This window comes from Hymenobacter tibetensis, from assembly GCF_022827545.1.
Taxonomy (GTDB): Bacteria; Bacteroidota; Bacteroidia; order Cytophagales; family Hymenobacteraceae; genus Hymenobacter; species Hymenobacter tibetensis.
The window spans coordinates 4,155,504-4,173,782 of record NZ_CP094669.1 but is presented as its reverse complement, the minus strand read 5'-3'; the positions used below and the strand labels follow the sequence as shown (position 1 = coordinate 4,173,782).

Here is an 18,279-nt window from a genome sequence, read left to right as displayed (position 1 = left end):
TTGCGCCGGAATTGATAAGGATAACGACAATTTCGCTGGAAATTACCACTCCGGTAACTGCCATTCTGCGCACTGTTGCGTTCAGCTAGCACGTTCTTTCGTATCAGTTCCTAACTTACCCGCTCACCCACAACTCCGCTCCCATGGCTTCCGACATGCTCATTCCAGCTCTGAAAACACCTCATCTTCCGTTGGTGCAGCAAGATCCCTGGCTCACGCCCTACGAGCCCGTGTTGCGTCGGCGCCTCGCGCGCCTCAACCAGCGCCTCAACGAAATAAAGGACCAGTGGGGCTCCCTGAGCAAGTTCGCTTCTTCTCACCAGCAACTAGGGCTGAATTACGACTCGCGCCGCCGGGGTTTCTGGTTCCGGGAGTGGGCCCCCGCTGCCCAGGCTTTGTCGCTGATCGGTGACTTCAACGGCTGGGACCGGCAGGCTACGCCGCTTACACGCACGGAAGACGGGGTATGGGAAGTGTTTCTGCCCGACCGAGACTACCAGGACCGCCTTACGCACGGCAGCCGATTCAAGGTGCACGTCCAGACAGCTAAAGGTGGCAAAGACCGGTTGCCCGCCACTCTGCACCGCGCGGTGCAAGACGAGCACACGCATGACTTTGCCGGCCAGCTGTGGCGCCCCGACAAGCAGTTCATCTGGACCGACCAGAAATTTCGCATCCACAACCACGTCAAGGAGCCGCTGATATACGAGGCGCACGTAGGCATGGCCACTGAAGACCAGCGGGTGGGTACCTACCGCGAATTTGCCGACAACATTCTGCCCCGCATTCAGGATGGCGGGTATAACTGCGTGCAGCTGATGGCCGTGATGGAGCACCCGTATTACGGCTCGTTTGGCTACCATGTCGCCAATTTTTTTGCGGCCAGTTCGCGCTTCGGCACGCCCGAAGACCTAAAGTATCTAATCAACGAAGCCCATCAGCGCGGCATAGCGGTGCTGCTGGATATTGTGCACTCGCATGCTGTGAAGAACGAGGCCGAAGGCTTAGCCGATTTCGACGGTTCCGGCGGGCAGTATTTCCACCCCGGTCCGCGCGGCAACCACCCCGGCTGGGATTCCAAACTCTTCGACTATGGCAAGCCCGAGGTACAACGCTTTCTGCTCAGCAACCTGCGCTATTGGCTGGAAGAATACCACTTCGACGGTTTCCGCTTCGATGGGGTAACAAGCATGCTCTACCAACACCACGGCGAGGGTGTAGCCTTCACCGGCTACCAGCAGTATTTCGGCCCGGAAGCCGACGAGGATGCCATTCTGTATCTGCAGCTGGCCACCACGCTGGTACACGAAACCAAGAAAGGCGCCCTGCTGATTGCCGAAGACATGAGCGGCCTCCCCGGCCTGTGCCGGCCTATTGTAGAAGGAGGGGTGGGGTTCGATTATCGCCTCGGCATGGGCATCCCCGACTACTGGATCAAGCTGCTTAAGCACACCCGCGACGAAAACTGGAACCTGCACGATCTGTGGTACACGCTCACCAACCGCCGCGCCGGGGAAAAAACCGTGGCCTACGCCGAAAGCCACGACCAAGCGCTGGTGGGCGACAAAACCCTCTCACATTGGCTGCTTGATAAGGCCATTTATGAGCACATGCACAAAGACGACCCCGATGCAATAACCGACCGGGGAATTGCGCTGCATAAGCTCATTCGGCTGCTTACCTTGAGCTTGGGCGGCGAAGCGTATCTCAACTTTATCGGCAACGAGTTTGGCCATCCGGAATGGGTGGACTTTCCGCGCGAAGGCAACGACTGGAGCTACCACTTCGCCCGCCGGCAATGGAGCCTCGCCGACAACCCCGACTTGAAGTTCAAGCAGCTACTCGCCTTCGACCACGCGCAACTCACCCTAGCGCGCAAAAACCACTTGCTGTCCTTTCCTGCGGCCCACCAGCTCAACATCGACACCGTCAACCAAGTGCTGATTTTCGAGCGGGGCCCGTTGGTGTTTGTCTTCAACTTCCACGTCTCGAACAGCATTCCCGACTACCACTTCTTCGTGCCGAAGTCTGGCCGCTACCGTATCCTGCTCAGCACCGATGCACCCGAATTTGGCGGCCACAACCGCGTGGACACGTCCCTTACCTACGAGACGTTTGATGAAGAGGGCTTGGAGAAACTGAGCCTTTACGTCACCAATCGTACAGCCCTGGTACTGACGCGCATAGGGTAAAAGCGAGATGGGCATTGGCCACTGTTTAGCCCAAATGAGTCTGCTAAACCGTGGCCAGTGCACAAAGCTAAACTTCAAAAAGGCTATGAAAATCGACAGCAAAAAAACAATAACCGAGAAGCAAGGCTACGAAGCCATGCTATATATGCTCAAATATTACTGGGAGTTGACTGGCTCAAATGATTTAACAGATATACTGAGCGGAGGCGAATATATTAAAGCAGACACCCCAGCAGACAGCGCCTTCTGGGAATACTGGTTGGAGGCCATTAACAAAGTGGAAAGAGAAGGGCCGCTTAGGAAACAATTTATTTAAAGCAGTGGGCTTCGAATCTTCCCCTACTTCAATTTCCTGCTTGCTTCAGCCCCTTCCAGCACTTCGTTGATACGGCGGATACGGGCTTCGGGCTTTTTGGCTCGCTCCACCCACTGCACGTACTCGCGACGGTGCGGGTAGGCAAGCTGGTCGAACTTGGCACGTAGGCCGGTCCGCTCGAGGGCACGAACTAGGTCTTCGGGTATGGTGAAGCCAGGCTCGTCGGTGTCCAGCGCCATGGTCACGTGCACCGAGAGGCCCCATGTCTTGCCGATGGTATTGCGCAGTTGCTTATTTACGGGCAGAATATAGAGTCCGTCCTCGTCGAGCACTAAAGACAGCCGAAACGGAAAGCCGTCGAGGGTACCGCGGACGTGCACTGGAGCCCGCTGGCCGAACACTTCCGGCACATTGAAAGGAACGAAAAGAAACACACCCCCGTCGCTGGGGTGCAACTCTAATTCGGCATCGAAAACCTGTTCCTGAGAATCAGCCATAGAAAAACGCAAAGGGTAATGCGCTATGTGTTGCGCGCTGCAAAGGTAGCACCTACCTATAGTTTGAAACGAAAATACCTATACAAGCCAATTGCCGCTCCTCCATGAAGAAAGAAGCGGCAATTAGGTAAAAGTAGCTTTCTGGTTTCCTGTCGTTACGATACTTCCCGCAGTGCCGACAGAATGGTTTCGGCCAGCAGGTCGGGCTCCTGATTGGCGGCGCGACTCAGGCGCCGTACGCGCTGCGGAGCCACATCGTGCATCTCTATCACGCGCAACGCAAGGTCGGCGGTAGCTGTCAGCACCAGATCGGCGCGGCGTAGCGCAATGCGCTCCAGCTCCGTCACCCAACCCCGATCGGCGGGGGTATTGCGCTCTTGGGCTAGGCTGTACACGTGCAGCACAAGCGGCTTCCCCGTGAGCTGCCGAATTTCCATGCCGGCCAGCCACGACTGCCAGTCGGAAGCATAAATCACAGAGAAATCCTGGCTGGAAGCCAGCCGAGTAGCCAACCGGGCGTACTGAATCACCCGAAAATTGAGGCTAGCATCGTCCGTTGGTAGCTGCTGCAAAGCCGCCATGGCTACATCCAGAATGGAATGGTGCACTGGTAGCTCTGTCCGCCAAGTGGAAGGCACTGCCTCTAGCTCCGCTATGTTTTTGGACGAAAAACTTGGTGTGTCCGTGGACTCCGCTGCTTCCTCACCGGCAAATGCGCTGGCATCAGGCTGTGCTGGGGCATCATCAAACGCTAGGTCGGCGGCTTCGCCTACTCCGATTTCACTAGCCGCGGCCTCCTCAACGGTGCCGAAGTCAGCAGATGGTGCCTCGTACGGCATGTCCGCCTGCTCGCTTGAGCGGCCGATGTATGGGGCTGCCGGCACGCCAGCCGAATCTTCCTGGCTGAGGGTGGCGCCCAAGTAGGGCGCGGCGGGCCACTGTATTGTTTGTGACCGGTCTGACTCGTATAATGACTCTACCAGTACCAGCTCCTCAGCGGTGAGGTTGCCTAGTCCGGTGGTTTGAACTAGGCTGGAAAGCCGCATGGGTTCCGAGAGGCGCGGCAACAGAAGTGTTAGGTCGGCACGGGGGGCTAGGGCTTGAAGTAGGGTAGAGGTTGGGGGTACTACGTCGGTGGGTACATCGGGTGCATCCCAGCCCAATAATAGTACTTTCAGTGGGGTAGTTTTCATGAGCGGCGGCAAAGGAGAGCGGTAATTCCCAAAAAAATTGCACTGATAGGGCCGCCAGGGCAATTATAGGGAATGATGGTCAATGTTAGGCAAAATTCGTGGGATTCATTTTTACCTTTACAGGCTTAACAGAGGCAGTTTCCGGCGCGTCCGGCATTCACTTAGCTTCTCGGTTTCTACCCTCCGCACCCGCGTACCTCCTATGAACGAAGATAATTTCCAGGGCCAAAACTACATGGTAAACGACCTGGCCGCCAAAGCGAAACAGGAGTTTTTTCCAGGCCAGGTGGTTGCCAGTCAGCAAGAAGGCACCGATTTTCTTTTTCGCTGCGACAATGATGTGCAGCTGCGGGTTGAGGTGATTACCGATAAAGTATTGCGGTTTCGGTTTGCCACGGAAGCGGGTTTTGCGCCTGATTTCAGCTATGCATTTCCCGAGGGCGTGCCCACTCGCCAAACCCCTGTTTTTTTGGAGTTTCGCGAAAAAACCGACCACTACCGCATTACCACCGACCGCCTGATCTGCACCGTGTCCAAAGAAGGCCTGCGCACCCGGGTGCTCAACCGCTCGGGCGTGATACTCATGCAGGACGACAAAGGCTTTCATTGGGAGTACGACTACGATTCCGGCAACGACATCGTGAAGATGAGCAAGCAGGTGCAAAGTGGCGTCTGCTACTACGGCCTCGGCGACAAACCCGACAACATGAACCTGCGCGGCCGGCGCTTCACCAACTGGGGCACCGATACCTACGGCTACGTGAAAGGCACCGATCCGCTCTACAAGAATATTCCGTTCTACATCGAGCTGCAGCAGCGCTTGGCGCACGGTATCTTCTTCGACAACTCGTTCCGCTCGAACTTCGACTTTGCTGCCGAGCGTGCCGATGTGACCAGCTTCTGGGCGCAGGGCGGCGAGATGAACTACTACTTCATCTACGGGCCCTCGTTGATGGAAGTCACGCAGGAGTACACCCGCCTGACGTGCCCGCCCGAAATGCCGCCGCTCTGGGCGCTGGGCTACCACCAATGCAAGTGGAGCTACTACCCTGAGAGCAACGTGAAAGCCATTGCGCAGGGCTTCCGCGACCGGCAGATTCCCTGCGACGCCCTCTACCTCGATATCGACTACATGGACGGGTACCGGTGCTTCACGTGGAGCCCGCAGCATTTCCCGGAGCCTAAGCGCATGGTGCAGGAGTTGGCCGCCGATGGCTTCAAAACCATCGTCATCATCGACCCCGGCATCAAGATTGACCCCAACTACAGCGTCTATACCGAAGCCCTAGCCAACGACTACTTCTGCCGCCGCGGCGACGGTCCGCTGATGAAAGGGTCAGTATGGCCCGGCCTCTGCAACTTCCCCGACTACACCCGCCCCGAAGTGCGCGAGTGGTGGGCGGGCCTCTTCAAAGGCTTGATTCAGGAAGATGGCGTGAAGGGCGTTTGGAACGACATGAACGAGCCGGCCGTGTTCGAAAAAGGCACCTTCCCCGACGATGTACGTTTCCACTACGAAGGTCATCCGGCGTCGCATAAGAAGGCACATAACGTGTACGGCATGCAAATGGCGCGGGCCACGGCGGCCGGCGTCAAGCAATTCAGCTACCCCAATCGGCCTTTCAGCATTACGCGCAGCACCTACGCTGGTGGGCAGCGCTATTCTTCCGCCTGGACCGGCGACAACATTGCGTCGTGGGAACACCTCTGGCTAGCCAACATTCAGTGCCAGCGGCTGAGTATTTCCGGGTTCAGCTTTATCGGCTCCGACATTGGGGGCTTCATCGATACTCCCGACGCAGAGCTGTATGTGCGTTGGGTGGCACTAGGCGCCTTCCATCCGTTTTTCCGCACCCACAGTTCCGGCGACCACGGCGACCAGGAGCCCTGGTCGTTTGGGGAGGAAGCTGCCGAGTTGGCGAAAGGCTTCATCGAACTGCGCTACCGGCTGCTGCCGTACATGTACACCACGTTCTGGCAGTATGTGCAGCAGGGTACTCCGATGCTGCGCCCCCTGCCTTTCCTCGACCAGAACGACACAGAAACCTACCTGCGCATGGCCGAGTTCAGCCTCGGCGACCATCTGCTGGTGTGCCCCATCACGCAGGCCGGCGTAGATGGCCGCTGGATGTATCTGCCTCGCGGCGACTGGTTCTACTACTACACCGACGAGCCCAAAACCGGCGGGGCTGAAGTGTGGGCCACGGCCGGCCTCGACCGGATTCCCTTGTTTGTTCGGGCGGGCGCAGTTATTCCGTTTTATCCGGTGCAGCAGTATGTAGGCCAGCTGACTATTGAAGAGGTGACGTTGCACGTCTACTACAAAGCCGGCGAGCAAGCCAGCGTCCTCTACGACGACGGGGGCGAAGGCTACGGCTACGTGGAAGGCCACAGCACGACGCGCCGCTTCACGGTAGTTGGTAGCGACAAAGGGCTTTTGCTGCAGCAAGCTATTGAAGGCGATTATCAGCCGAGCTTCAAGCAGTACCGTGTGGTGCTGCACGGCCTGCCTTTCGGTGCTACCACCTTCAGCATTGATGGGGAACTGGCAGAGCTGGAGGAGGCAACGCTGGAAACTGGTTTGACCCTTCCGAACGTGGTAGTGGCAGCCAACTTCGGCGAACTGGTAGTTGGCTAAGCCTATAGCGTAGCACCACGCGCTACCTGCAAACGGACTGGTCCTTGGGTGAAACCACTTGAGGCTTCAGGAGGGCTTATTGTTTTGCGTGCCAAACGATAGGGGTATAGTCATCATCATATAAAACTTCTGCTTGCAACTCGCATCTTGGTTTTCTACGAAAGGCCTTGCCAATAAGCCCTATCATATTGCCGCGGCGGTATTGGTAGTGGCGCTCGGTGCCCTGTTCTATTGGCCTTATCTCTCCCGGATGCCATCCGGCTACCATTCCTGGGCGCAGGGCGACCGGCTGGCACTGGCTATCAACTTTTACGACTATGGCTTCAACTTCTGGAAGCCCCGTACCTCCGATATTGGGTCTATTGGCGGCGTAACTGGGGTTGAATTTCCCTTGCAGGCGTATATGGCGGCTGTAGGCGGGTTGCTGTTTGGTCGCTCTTCTATCAATACCGTGTTTCGGGTGTTGGATGTAAGCGTCACGCTACTTGGGTTCTTTTATTTATTTCGGCTAATATTCGAGCGTACCAACCATTTTGTGGCGGCGCTAGTACCTGCGTGCTTTTTACTGTCGTCCGCCTCGTTTGTTTTCTACGCCGGCAACTACCTGCCCGACCCGTTTAGCTTGTCTCTGAGCTTCGTCGGCTACTATTACTGGCTGCGTTTCTTCGACGAGCGTCACTTTCGCCACCTAGCAGTAGGCATTGTGGTGCTGACGTTGGCCAGTTTGATTAAAACCACTACGGCGTTATTTCTGATTAGCGCTATGGCCATCGTCATCGGGTGGTGCTACTTCCAGCCGGAACTATTGACGCGGCGCCAGAAGATGTGGTTTGTGGCCCTAGCGGCAAGCAGTGTAAGCGCAATTGCAGGGTTCTTTTACCACAACCAGCAACTCAACACCTACCACCAAGCGACCTTATTCCTGAGCGAGCTTCGGCCTATTACCGACAGCGACATGTTTCACCACACGTGGCGGGCACTGAAAGGGTACGTCGGAACCGAATCCGCTACGCGCACTCAGCAGCGCGTAATATGGGCTTGCGTGGCGCTGTTTCTGGTTTTCCTGTTGCCTAACCTGCGCCGCCGCTTACCGCTGGTACTGCTGGTGGGAGCCGCCGTGCCCATTGCCTATGCTTTCTTCTGGCAAATGGGGTCGCAGCTTATTGTTCATGACTATTACACTATCTGCTCGTTTGCTCCCTTGGCAGTTCTACTGCTGTTGCTGGCTTTGCTGAACCTGGGCAGCTACCGCGGCTGGTACAAGTGGGCTACCAGCATTGGGTTAGCCGCTCTCTCCATTCTGATGGTGCGCGACGGCTACCAGCGGCTACACAAGCGCATGGCCGAACAGGACTATGCCTGGCTGCAAGGCAGCAGCCAACAGCTAACCGAGCACGGTATTGCACCCACCACGAACATCTATGTACTCGGGGACCCTGCCCCCAACACCAGCTTGGTATGCGCCGATCGGCGGGGGCTGGTATGGAGCGAGGTAGCCGGTATGTCGCCCGATCTTATGGCCAACCTAATGGCACGCCACAACATCGAGTATGTGGTGATGCACCACGCAGTGTATCACGATAGTCTCGCGACGCAGCACGCGGCCTGGAACGAGGTATTTGCGCCGGTAATGAAGACGCCGTTCGTAGTGATGCGGCTGCGCAATATGAATCGGCCTTGGTGATGCGTAGTAGGACCCATTCTTCTATCTGGCTTATGAAAAGCTACTTGCTGCTAGCAGCAACTCTCGTTGTAGCTGGTGGCTGCTCTCCCCGAGAAGGCCGCTCCGATGTGGGCGAGTACTTGGTGATGCAAACCGATTTCGAGGCGCCAACTCGTGCCCTGCCCGATTCCATAGTCCACTCGCTCACATCCAATCAGGCGCATTCTGGCACCGCTGCTCTGTTGCTTGACTGGTCGCACAAATCTTCGGGTACCTACAGCGTGCCGTTGGGCAGCCTGTTCCGGACCCGGCCCCGCAAATTGCACTTCAGCACTTGGGCCTGGGTGAAACAGTACGAGGACGATGCCACCGTGACCATAGCCGTATCGGCGCCCAACGATGCAAACAGCATCGTGGCCCAAAAGACCCTCTATCTAGCCGATAACGGGCCGTATGAGCAGTGGAAGGAAGTAGCTGTTGACTTCGACTTGCCTAGCACTATCAGTCAGGCCAGCCACCTGATGATCTACGCGCGCCACAACGCCGCCACCGAGCCGGTGTATATAGATGACTGGAGGATATTCGAGATACGCTAGATATTGAAGCTGATACTTGCCTTATAGCCGGGCGTTGCCACCTAACCAAGAAGTCCCGGCTGCTAGGCCAGGACTTCTTGGTTAGGTGGCATTAAGTGGAATGAGCATTCTTGAACTAGCAATCAACCCACAAGCACAGTAGGCTTAGAAGTTGTAAGCTACGCCGCCCGATACACCCGTCGACTTTCCTACGTTGCGACCCGCTACGTACGTGTTCACACCAACTGTCAAGCCAAAGCCCTTAGCCAGCGGGCGGAAGGCACTGGCTCCCAGGCGCACAAAATTAACGCGGGTAGCAGGAAAGAAACCGGTGAAACCTGGCTGCAAAATGTCAGTGCCATCCTTGTCGGAATGCTGAAAAGAAGCCAACGCATCCACGTATAGCTTTGGTCCCGCATACCCCACTTTGGTTTCAGCCACGAAGGCATTTGGCGCGCTGTTGTCGCGCACACTGTAGCCAGCCTGGCCCGTGAAAAATACGCCTGATACGGTCTTGAGGTGAGCTACCCCCGACACAGTTGCTTTCTTGGCATGGTTGCCGATGGCAATAATATAGCCTAAGCCTGTTTCCGACTTATAGTCGCTCACGGGCGTGCTGGCACTAAGTACAGCCAGTATATCGAGCACGTTGGTGCCTAGCTCCCGGCTTAGAACCTTGCCTTTCAGTAACACCGTCAGGTCCTGCAATCCAGCGCGGCGGTTGGTGTAATTCTGCGCTTTTATCACCTGCTCGTCAGCATTGCCCTTCGACTCGATATAAGGAAGGCTCACTACTGCCTCCAACTTGTCGCTGATACCATAGCTACCGTAGAGGTTGACAGAGCTAACGCGCACCTCTTCGAAAATCGGGACCTTATCGATTTTGGCTGGAGCAAGGTACACGCTGGAATACCGCTCTACCGTACCTGAAACTACCACCGAGCCGTGGCCTTTGCCCGCCATGAAACCACTAACTAAGCTCTGTGCATTAGCCACTGATAGTCCGCTCAAGCTGGAGAGTGAAAATAGAAGTAGAGACCGGTAGATGTTTTGCATAAAAAGAAGATTTAAAAACAAGTTTACACGAACAACTCTGAAGATTATTCAAATATAATACCTTCGTAGACTTGTTTGTGATTTCAATGTTTAACTTAGTTGAGCTACGAAATGTAGTTGTGGGTTGGATTTGCTTGTGCTCCAATCCGAAGGTGGCTTATTTTCGTTTGTAACGCAGTTTTGGTGTTCGAAATCCTTGCAATAGGTTGATAAGATTTTAGTTAATTTTCAGTTTAACAACACATTAAGTATGAAAAAAATACTACCCAATTGGTGCGGCATTTTTTTGCTCAGTGCTTTAACGCTCGCTGGATGCGACAAAGAAGAAGAAGTTGACCCTACAATTGCTAGCATTGCGGTTTCAAATCCAGACTTTCAAGTGCTGGAAGATGCGGCTATTCGAGGGGGTGTTGCGGGAGTGTTATCTAATAAAAATCCTAACGACCCAACTGCGCAGGGTAATTTTACTGTTTTTGCACCAAACAATGCTGCCTTCGCTCGTTTGGGCCTTAATTCGGCTGCTGATTTGCTGAATTTGCAGAAGAATTTTCTAACGAACACGCTGCTCTACCATGTGGCCAACGGCACTATTGCTGGCGGTTCCTTACAGATGGGCTCGACCTCAGCCTCAGCGCTTGTTATTCCAGCGGTACCTGCCACGGCTACTACGCCAGCCACGCCGGCTATTCCTATTACGCGCCGCATCATTCGTAGAGGCGGCGACTCGTACGTAAACGGCTCCCGCATCCTGACTACTGATGTGCTTGCTGACAACGGCACTATTCACGTCATCGACAAGGTGTTGCTGGCTACAGGTGGCAACGTGGTGCAATCGGCTCAGGCACTAGAATCATCGTCGGTGTTTACCAGCCCAGAGCTAACGTTCTTGGTAGAAGCAGTGAAGTATTGTGGTCTAGTGTCTTTGCTTTCGGATACACAGGGGCTCACGGTATTCGCTCCCACAGATCAGGCCTTTAAAAATCTGGGCGCTGACCTGGGAGTACCCCTGAATGTTCCCGCCGATATTCGCAAACTGCCCAAAGATGTAGTAACGGCTGTTCTGGCTACGCACGTCCTAGCCACGGGTGCCAAATTCACGCCCGAATTGCCCGACAACACTACAGTTAGCTCGTTCGGGGGCGCGCCATTGCAACTAGGAGTTTTCAGTAACGGAGTACTCACCGTGAAAGGGGCCAACAATGCTACCCCTGCCAACATGGTGATTCCAGACGTGCAGGCTACCAACGGGATTGTGCACGTTATTGACCGGGTGCTGCGTCCCTAATTCGTGTACAGACATTGATCAGCTAGGGTAGTTATTCTGTCGCCTTTTTACCCACTTCCAACGAATTACACGGCCGGGCCAGCCACGCAATAACGTACTTGCAGCATATATATGATTCAGCCCATCTACTCGCCGAGCAGATGGGCTGGATTGCAACCGACCCGTCCTTACACAAGCTCTCGTATCTTTTCTTTCATCATGAAAAAGTTGGTTTCCAGTTTCCTACGAAGCTGGGTAGTGCTGATACTGATCAGCTTAGCTATTCGTACTGAGGTGCAGGCTCAGGCACCCGCTGCTAAGCGCTACTCGCTAGAAGGGCAGTGGAGAGGTGCCTTGACTGTGCCGGGTGGAAGCCTGCCAATGATGATTACGGTAACAGAGCTAGCTGATGGCAACCGGTTTGCTGTGCTGGATGTGCCTATGCAGCGCGTTAACCGGGAGCCGATGACGGTAACCCCACGCGGCGATACGCTTACCTTCGAAGCCGAGCAGGCTGGCTGCCGCTTCGTGGGCCGCCGCTCGCCTGATGGGCAGCAGCTATTGGGCGTATGGCAGCAAACAGGCTATGCAACGCCCCTGACTCTATTGTTTGTGCCGCCAGCCACGACGGCGGCGCCCAAAACCTTTAAGTTTCCGCCCCCTTACCGCGTCGAGGAAGTGAGCGTACCGAATGCCAACGACCATTTGCGCTTGGGAGGAACACTCACGATACCAGCCGGTGAAGGACCGTTTCCGGCAGTAGTACTGCTCTCCGATATGGACACCCAAACCCGTGATGCAGTGTATGGCAATTATGCCTTAGCAGGTGGTTTGGCCGACTTTCTTACTCGCCGCGGTATTGCGGTGCTGCGCCTCGACGACCGGGGTATCGGAGAATCGGGAGGGGATTCGACAACCGTAACGACTGTTGAACGAGTGCGTGACGCACAGGCTGCATTGGCTTTTTTGCGAACCCGGCCGCTGCTCGACATTGCGCACATTGGTGTGGTAGGGCATGGTGAGGGAGGAAATATTGCACTGCTGGCGGCTGCCCAACCATTGCCGCCCGCTTTTGTGGTAACGCTGGCAGCAGCGGGCATGCCGGGCCGCGAAGTGCTGGCCGAGCAGCGGCCTTCTCTGTTGCTTCGCTCTGGTACTGCCGACACGGCACTATTGAGTTTGGCCCGCCGCCAAGAGCAAGCCCGTGAAGCCGCCCGCCTTCAGGCCGACAAACTGCGTGCGTCCGGTTCCAATGTCGCCCAGGTGGAAACCTACCTCGAGCAGCAGCGGATGCGCCAGAAAGCAGAAGACCGCAAGCGCATCGATGCGTTGCGTAAGCGCCGCCGCGCCATGCTCGAAATCGTGCGACAGACCACCGACAACAACCAAGCGCAGGCTATTGTAGCCAACATGATTCAGCAGGACAACCCCAACATGCGGTTGGGATTGGTGCAGGTGGCAGCGGCCCGCCTGACTTCGCCGTGGTACCGAAATTACCTCAGCTTCGACCCACTGGCCTCCCTTGCCAACGTACGCAACCCCGTGCTCCTATTGCACGGTACCGGCGACGACATGGCCGAGGCGCAAGCTAATTTGGATTTGCTGACCAAAGGCCTGAAGGCAAACAAGCAAGTGGCAGTGCAGAAGCTGGACGGCATCAACCACCTTTTTCAAGCCCCCACCACTGAGTGGCCCCTGATCAACGGCGAGCCTCGGCCTGTAGTGGCACCCGCAGCCCTCGAAGAAATTCAAAGCTGGATTAAAGACCAAGTTAAAAAGTAAGCCAGCGGAAAGCACAGCTTGGCCAACCAACAGCCAGCAAAGTAGAGCAATAACAACCCCAGGCCCCAGGGCCGGATCTGTATGATCCAGCCCTGGGGCCTGGGGTTGTTTATAGAGGCCTCGTATCCAGCAAAGTGGAGGAGCCACTACGTAGCCAGGTCGCTGCGTATAGGTTGCTGGTCTTCGCTGATACAGAACGGGCTACACTCGGTCCCGTAAATACTGGTATACCTCTGGGTTGCTAAGCAGCGTGCCGTGGTGGAGCTTCGGGAATACGCGGGTGCTGATTTGCTGTTCGGGGGGAAGCGCCGGGTCTCCGAAGACGCGCCCTAGCGCACTGCCGGCGCCCACAAGGCCGTCGCCAAAGTAGTCGTGGAGGGCCGAGTTGGCGGACTTCAGCAGAGAACCCACCAGCACGTGGTAGCGGACGCGGGGTAGGGGCGGCACCAACGTGCGGGGCGGAAACAAATCGTTGGCGTGTGGGTCTTGCCAATCTTCATCAACCAGGATGGCATGCCGCAAATCCTTGATGCCGTTGCTGCGCTTGTCGATGAGGCCACTGATGAAGCGCGTGGGCCGCAGGTTGATTTTGCGCAGCACCACCGATGTAAAATGGCTGTTCTGTTCTAGAAAAGAACCATCATTGGGCACCCCAATCAGAAATACGTCGCGCAGGTGAGCTAGCCAATTGCTGGTTTCTGCTGTAGAGTCCGTGTCCGCAATGGAGCTGCTGGCACCCTGACGGCGGGCAGCATAGTAGCCTGCGCTTCGGGCAACAAGGCCGCCCATGCTATGCCCGACCAGTATCAGTTCACCGATGGCCGCAGGGAAAGCACTCAACAAGGTGGTCAGGAGAGCGTCAAGCAACTGGCCGTTTTCGGAAATGTGCAGGCCGGTGTTGTAGCGGATATAAAGGCAATGAGCGTCGGTGTCTTGCTGGAGGCGTGGGCCATAGCGCAAGCCCTCTGGCGTGCCTGCCTGCCAGATAACCTCGTCGCCCATCAATCCGTGCAGGAATACCACCGTTTTGCGTGGGCGCCCTTCCGCAGTAGGCTGCAAGCGTAGGGAAGCCACGGGCACATCGGCGGCGTGTCGGCGGAAACTCATTTGGATGGCTCGCCGGTCGTTGCGCTCGGCGAGTTGGTCGCCGAAGGCTCCGTTGAGAACAGGCAGGGTGAAGTGCTGGTTGCGTTGTCCGACCCGGTAGAGGTAGCCAGCCGTATTGAAGGGCGCCACGGCAACCCGGCCAACAGCCGCTACAGTCCGTTGCCAGCGCGAAGGCTGTTTGTCGGGTTGGGAGGCAGGTTGCGAATCGTGAGGCAGCAGATCGTCGGTCACGGTGGTGGAGGTTGGGCGGCGGTAAACAGGGCCTGCTCTACCAAGTATATGAAAAATAAACGGGGTAGTTCCAGAGCAGAGGTACTACAAACCAGAATGCTAGTTAGTTGCCGGAGTAATACGACAGCCAAGAGCAAACCGCGTACAGCTAGCCGCGCACCCGCCGAGAAGAACCGTATCTGCAGTACATAAAAAAACACTCCCGCCGCTGGCAGGGCCAACAACGGGAGTGATAACAATGCCAGCTAGTTGCCGCAATGGGGTAGCAACTCCGTGTAGAGTTAAGGAATCAGTAACTTATGCGTTAGTGCGCCTTCTGGTGTATTCAGATGCAGCAGATACACGCCAGCGGGTAGGCCTTGTAATTCCAGTGGCCGACCGGAAGCCAAGCCAGCTGGAGCCGCCGCCGCCGTCCGCACCACGCGGCCGGTAGCATCTGTAACGCTATACGGAGCCGTAGCTACGCCTGGCCGGCTAGGCGAGGCCAATTGAAACTTGCCAGACACACTTGGGTTGGGGTATACAGTTAGAGCAGCGGCCAAAGCAGGATTTTGAGTGGAAGCCACAGTGCCCGTCATCACAAGATCGTCTACAGAAAGGGTAGTGCCAACAGTGCGAACTGTGGCTGTGCCTGAAACAAGAACAATATGGATGGAGTCTGGAATTGCGGAAGAAGTGTACGCCAAGGGGATGTTAGCCAAGGTATACGTGGCTGCGGGTGGTATGCGTAGCTCACCAGTCGCAATGGTTTGTACGGTGCCGCCTACCGTGCGCGTCAGCGCAACAATGGCGTAGGCCAAATCAGCCGCCGCGTTAGTTCCCGTTAGTTTGTAATAAAACTGCATGTTGGCAGCGCGCGTCGTGAATGGCAGTCCACCAATATTGCTAATGTCTCGCGAGTTGATGACCCCAAGAACATCCGCGAAGTTTGCGCTGCCTAGTAATACGCCTCCGGGTATTGGACCGTAGGAGCTTAGGAAAGGGTCTGATTTTGATTCCATCTTCGCAGCAAACGCCCCTGTACGGCTGGTCGCATCTTTTGAAGTGGTAACTGTATTGTAGAGTAGGCCGAAAGGGGAACCCTCAATTCCTTCGTCTACGGTGGTCCAATCTTGGGGCACTTCAAGCCTAGTGCGGTTCACCCACGTGTCGAAGGTGCCGTTGGGTATGGCTTGTGCCGAGGCGGATGTGGGCACGAGCAAAGCAAGGGCAGCGGCCAGTTTACGTAAAGTTGCTTTCATGGATACGGGAAATGAAAACTGATTGAAAAGGAAGTGTGCTCAACCTCATAGAGGAAGTAGCAACGCATTTGGTTGTACTAAGGAAAGAATAATCTAGTTAATTATAGGAATAACTAAGTGCGAACAGAGGTACGCTATTGTTTGGATGCGTGCGGAGTACCGTTTGTGAGCCCCAGAACTATGCCCGCTCCAAACCCGGTTAGGAGGCCGCCCAAGTGAGCCGCATTATCAACAGCAGACCCTTGCAACCCACCTACTAAGCTGCCAAGCGCGAAGTAAAGCAGCAAGCCGATGATACCGGCCCGTTCTTGCCGCGTGGTAAAGTGCGTGCGCACTAGCAGCAGCGCCAGCAGCAATCCGTACAACCCAAAAATAGCCCCTGAGGCTCCCACCGAATTGATGCCGCCCGTATGCCACCACCAGCTAGTGAGGCTGCCACCCACCCCACTCAACAGGTATATAAGCAGCCAAGGCCAACGACCCACTTTCTCTTCTGCCAACACGCCCAACAGCAGCAGTGCACTCAGGTTGAGCAACAAGTGCGCCGGGCCGCCGTGCAAAAACATGCTGGTGAATAGCCGCCAGGGCTGGGTCGGCACGAGAGGAGAGTAGTTGGAGCCCCACGCTATAAGGTCTGCCCCGGCGGGAGACACTAGATTTATTCCTGTCAAGCCCATCAGCAGAAAAACCAGCAAGTTGGCTAGCAGCAACAAAGGCGTGGTGAAGTAGCCCGCCCGTGGCCATAGCATGCCAGCTAGCAACTTTTTCAGTCGTTGAAATCCGCTGCCTGAAGCAGCAGGGGCAGCAACAGGCGGGGCAGTAGGAACTGGCAGCTCCGCTGGAATCAGGCCGCGGCGCTGTAGCTCCCGCACGGCGGCGTCGGCAACGGCCAGGGAGTAGCTTGCGCCATGCTGCGCCAGATACAGGAGCTCCGCATCGGTTTTCTCTTCAAAAGGCATGAGGCCATCAACTAAACGAACAGGAACGGCAAGGTAGCCCTGGAACTTCAGGTTGAACTCGAATAGGAGCTGAAGTGCCGTTCCCACGCCAACCGGTTTCGTTGGCTGGCGAGTTTAGTGTAACCGGTAGTAGCCCCGGGTGTTTTTTGTGCCGGGTCAACTACCGATGCGTTGCTTCAGACGCGTTTGTAGCGGGGTGGCGGCGGTGGAAAGAATTTGGCCCGCTGCAGACGGTCGTTCCACTTTTGGCGGCTAAGAAACGATTCGCTGATGTGCGCCGCGGAGTCACTGAGGCTGATAATGTCGGGGTCGAGAATGGACTGCTTGTTTTGAAAGTGCCGATTGATTTCCTGCAAGGTTTCAATGCGCAGATAGGCCGCGCCGCGCATCACGTTCATGCGTTCAGCCAGAACGGGCGTCAGGCCGTGGTCGTAGACCAAGGCTTTCGTAAGGCGGCGCCACTCTTCGATAACCACGGTGGCTTGGCTGGCCATTGCCCTATTGGCGTTAGGCTTTTGCAGCCAGTCGAGCAGGTAAACAGATTGATTTTCGGCGTTCCAGTAGCGTGTCGCCAACAGCTTGTACTTGCGCGTGGCCGTGGTGTCTTCGGTGCGTTGGGTGGGAGAGAGCTGGCGCATTTCCTGCGCAATCTGGGTGCGGGTAAGCGAGTCGAAGGCGGGAATACGTAGAATCTCCACCGATTTTAGCTCAATGGGGCCTTCCTGTTCTTGTTGGGCCGCTAGGTCCTGGGCGGCTTTTGCTTTCGTGTTGTTCCAGTACAGAACGCCCCCAATCAGCAGCACCGCTAGCAGAGTTATCCACGGCGCCGGGCGTTGCCAGAAGCTGGGTTCGTGTTCTTCTTCGTACGGCAGGATATAGGTTTCGCGGGGTAGTGGCGCGGGTGCGGGTGGGTCGGGACTGATGCTGCGGCGGCGCAGTTCGCGCCGGGCGGCCGTCACAAGGTCGGCGTGGTAAAGCTCGGGATGCTGCGCTAAAAACAGCAGTTGCGCGTCGGTTTTTTCGGATAGAGAATCGGCAGAAGACGAAGCAGACATAACAGGCCTAAACGCAGTATAGAGAAAGAATCGACCCCCAAGTTCAGCAAAAGCCCCGGCACTACCATGCGCCCTCGGCCAACGCGCCGGCCGGAGCCGCGTATAGCCTCTTACCGCTCTTTCCCCGTTCTCTCAACCCAACTATTCCTAGCTATGGATCAGCCAACCGAAAAACCCATCGACGCCAGCAACCTCCCAGAAGCCAGCAGTTCCCAGTCCGACCAGCGCCAGCCGGAAGGCCGCCAAGCTTCCGGCGGACCCGATACCGGCAACAACGCCGACGACAACTCGGGTAGCGGCGGCACCGAAGGCGGCCAGGAAATCAAAGGGGCCCGCGTCCGGTCAGGTGCGCCCAACTACGATGCGCCCGGCAACGCCAAGGATGGCGACGTAGGTGGCAACACCACCAGCAGCGGCACCGGCGTATCGGGCGGCGAAACCGGCAAAGTGAATCTGTAGCCGCTCCCGCAGCGACGGGCACATTGACTGTTGCTCTTCTGCCAGACCATA

Annotated in this window: 15 protein-coding genes; 8 read left to right on the top strand and 7 right to left on the bottom strand. The window is 56.3% G+C overall.

Going from position 1 to position 18,279, the window contains the following annotated elements:
• Window positions 1-143 precede the first annotated feature (143 nt).
• A complete protein-coding gene (locus MTX78_RS16710) occupies window positions 144-2,192 on the top strand; it encodes an alpha-amylase family glycosyl hydrolase (protein ID WP_243796641.1) in 2,049 nt (682 codons plus the stop codon).
• A gap of 85 nt (window positions 2,193-2,277) precedes the next feature.
• Entirely contained in the window at window positions 2,278-2,508 is a 231-nt protein-coding gene (locus MTX78_RS16705; protein ID WP_243796640.1) for a hypothetical protein, read from the top strand.
• A 23-nt stretch (window positions 2,509-2,531) separates the two neighbouring features.
• Here MTX78_RS16705 and MTX78_RS16700 read toward each other — a convergent pair whose 3' ends face one another.
• Window positions 2,532-3,005 (bottom strand): YdeI/OmpD-associated family protein, encoded by a 474-nt coding sequence (locus MTX78_RS16700; RefSeq protein WP_243796638.1) that lies wholly within the window; start codon window positions 3,003-3,005, stop codon window positions 2,532-2,534.
• 155 nt (window positions 3,006-3,160) lie between these two features.
• Complete coding sequence (locus MTX78_RS16695; protein ID WP_243796636.1) at window positions 3,161-4,198, bottom strand: glycosyltransferase; 1,038 nt, start codon at window positions 4,196-4,198, stop codon at window positions 3,161-3,163.
• 202 nt (window positions 4,199-4,400) lie between these two features.
• On the opposite strand from MTX78_RS16695, the gene MTX78_RS16690 reads away from it, so the two are divergent.
• The 3 genes from MTX78_RS16690 to MTX78_RS16680 all read left to right on the top strand — a co-directional run bounded on the left by MTX78_RS16690 (window position 4,401) and on the right by MTX78_RS16680 (window position 9,095).
• Entirely contained in the window at window positions 4,401-6,836 is a 2,436-nt protein-coding gene (locus MTX78_RS16690) for a glycoside hydrolase family 31 protein (protein WP_243796634.1), read from the top strand.
• Window positions 6,837-6,969: 133 nt separating this feature from the next.
• Window positions 6,970-8,520 (top strand): ArnT family glycosyltransferase, encoded by a 1,551-nt coding sequence (locus MTX78_RS16685; RefSeq protein ID WP_243796633.1) that lies wholly within the window; start codon window positions 6,970-6,972, stop codon window positions 8,518-8,520.
• 32 nt (window positions 8,521-8,552) lie between these two features.
• Window positions 8,553-9,095 carry a hypothetical protein gene (locus tag MTX78_RS16680; protein ID WP_243796631.1) on the top strand — a complete coding sequence of 181 codons (543 nt, stop codon included), beginning with the start codon at window positions 8,553-8,555 and terminating at the stop codon, window positions 9,093-9,095.
• A 144-nt stretch (window positions 9,096-9,239) separates the two neighbouring features.
• Here the strand turns inward: MTX78_RS16680 and MTX78_RS16675 are convergent, their stop codons facing one another.
• Entirely contained in the window at window positions 9,240-10,130 is an 891-nt protein-coding gene (locus MTX78_RS16675; protein WP_243796626.1) for a hypothetical protein, read from the bottom strand.
• A gap of 250 nt (window positions 10,131-10,380) precedes the next feature.
• On the opposite strand from MTX78_RS16675, the gene MTX78_RS16670 reads away from it, so the two are divergent.
• Both MTX78_RS16670 and MTX78_RS16665 read left to right on the top strand, forming a co-directional pair.
• Window positions 10,381-11,415: a fasciclin domain-containing protein gene (locus tag MTX78_RS16670; RefSeq protein ID WP_243796624.1), complete on the top strand. Its 1,035-nt coding sequence runs from the start codon at window positions 10,381-10,383 to the stop codon at window positions 11,413-11,415.
• 198 nt (window positions 11,416-11,613) lie between these two features.
• Window positions 11,614-13,176 carry an alpha/beta hydrolase family protein gene (locus tag MTX78_RS16665; protein ID WP_243796622.1) on the top strand — a complete coding sequence of 521 codons (1,563 nt, stop codon included), beginning with the start codon at window positions 11,614-11,616 and terminating at the stop codon, window positions 13,174-13,176.
• A gap of 201 nt (window positions 13,177-13,377) precedes the next feature.
• On the opposite strand, the gene MTX78_RS16660 is transcribed toward MTX78_RS16665, so the two are convergent.
• The 4 genes from MTX78_RS16660 to MTX78_RS16645 form a co-directional block, all read right to left on the bottom strand.
• Window positions 13,378-14,514 (bottom strand): esterase/lipase family protein, encoded by a 1,137-nt coding sequence (locus tag MTX78_RS16660; protein ID WP_243796621.1) that lies wholly within the window; start codon window positions 14,512-14,514, stop codon window positions 13,378-13,380.
• A 281-nt stretch (window positions 14,515-14,795) separates the two neighbouring features.
• Complete coding sequence (locus MTX78_RS16655) at window positions 14,796-15,755, bottom strand: T9SS type A sorting domain-containing protein (protein ID WP_243796619.1); 960 nt, start codon at window positions 15,753-15,755, stop codon at window positions 14,796-14,798.
• Between the two features lie 134 nt (window positions 15,756-15,889).
• Window positions 15,890-16,801 carry a rhomboid family intramembrane serine protease gene (locus tag MTX78_RS16650; protein ID WP_243796613.1) on the bottom strand — a complete coding sequence of 304 codons (912 nt, stop codon included), beginning with the start codon at window positions 16,799-16,801 and terminating at the stop codon, window positions 15,890-15,892.
• A gap of 89 nt (window positions 16,802-16,890) precedes the next feature.
• A complete protein-coding gene (locus MTX78_RS16645; RefSeq protein ID WP_243796612.1) occupies window positions 16,891-17,769 on the bottom strand; it encodes a hypothetical protein in 879 nt (292 codons plus the stop codon).
• A gap of 153 nt (window positions 17,770-17,922) precedes the next feature.
• Between MTX78_RS16645 and MTX78_RS16640 the strand changes: the two genes are divergently transcribed.
• Window positions 17,923-18,228 (top strand): hypothetical protein, encoded by a 306-nt coding sequence (locus tag MTX78_RS16640; RefSeq protein ID WP_243796611.1) that lies wholly within the window; start codon window positions 17,923-17,925, stop codon window positions 18,226-18,228.
• The last annotated feature ends 51 nt before the right edge of the window (window positions 18,229-18,279 follow it).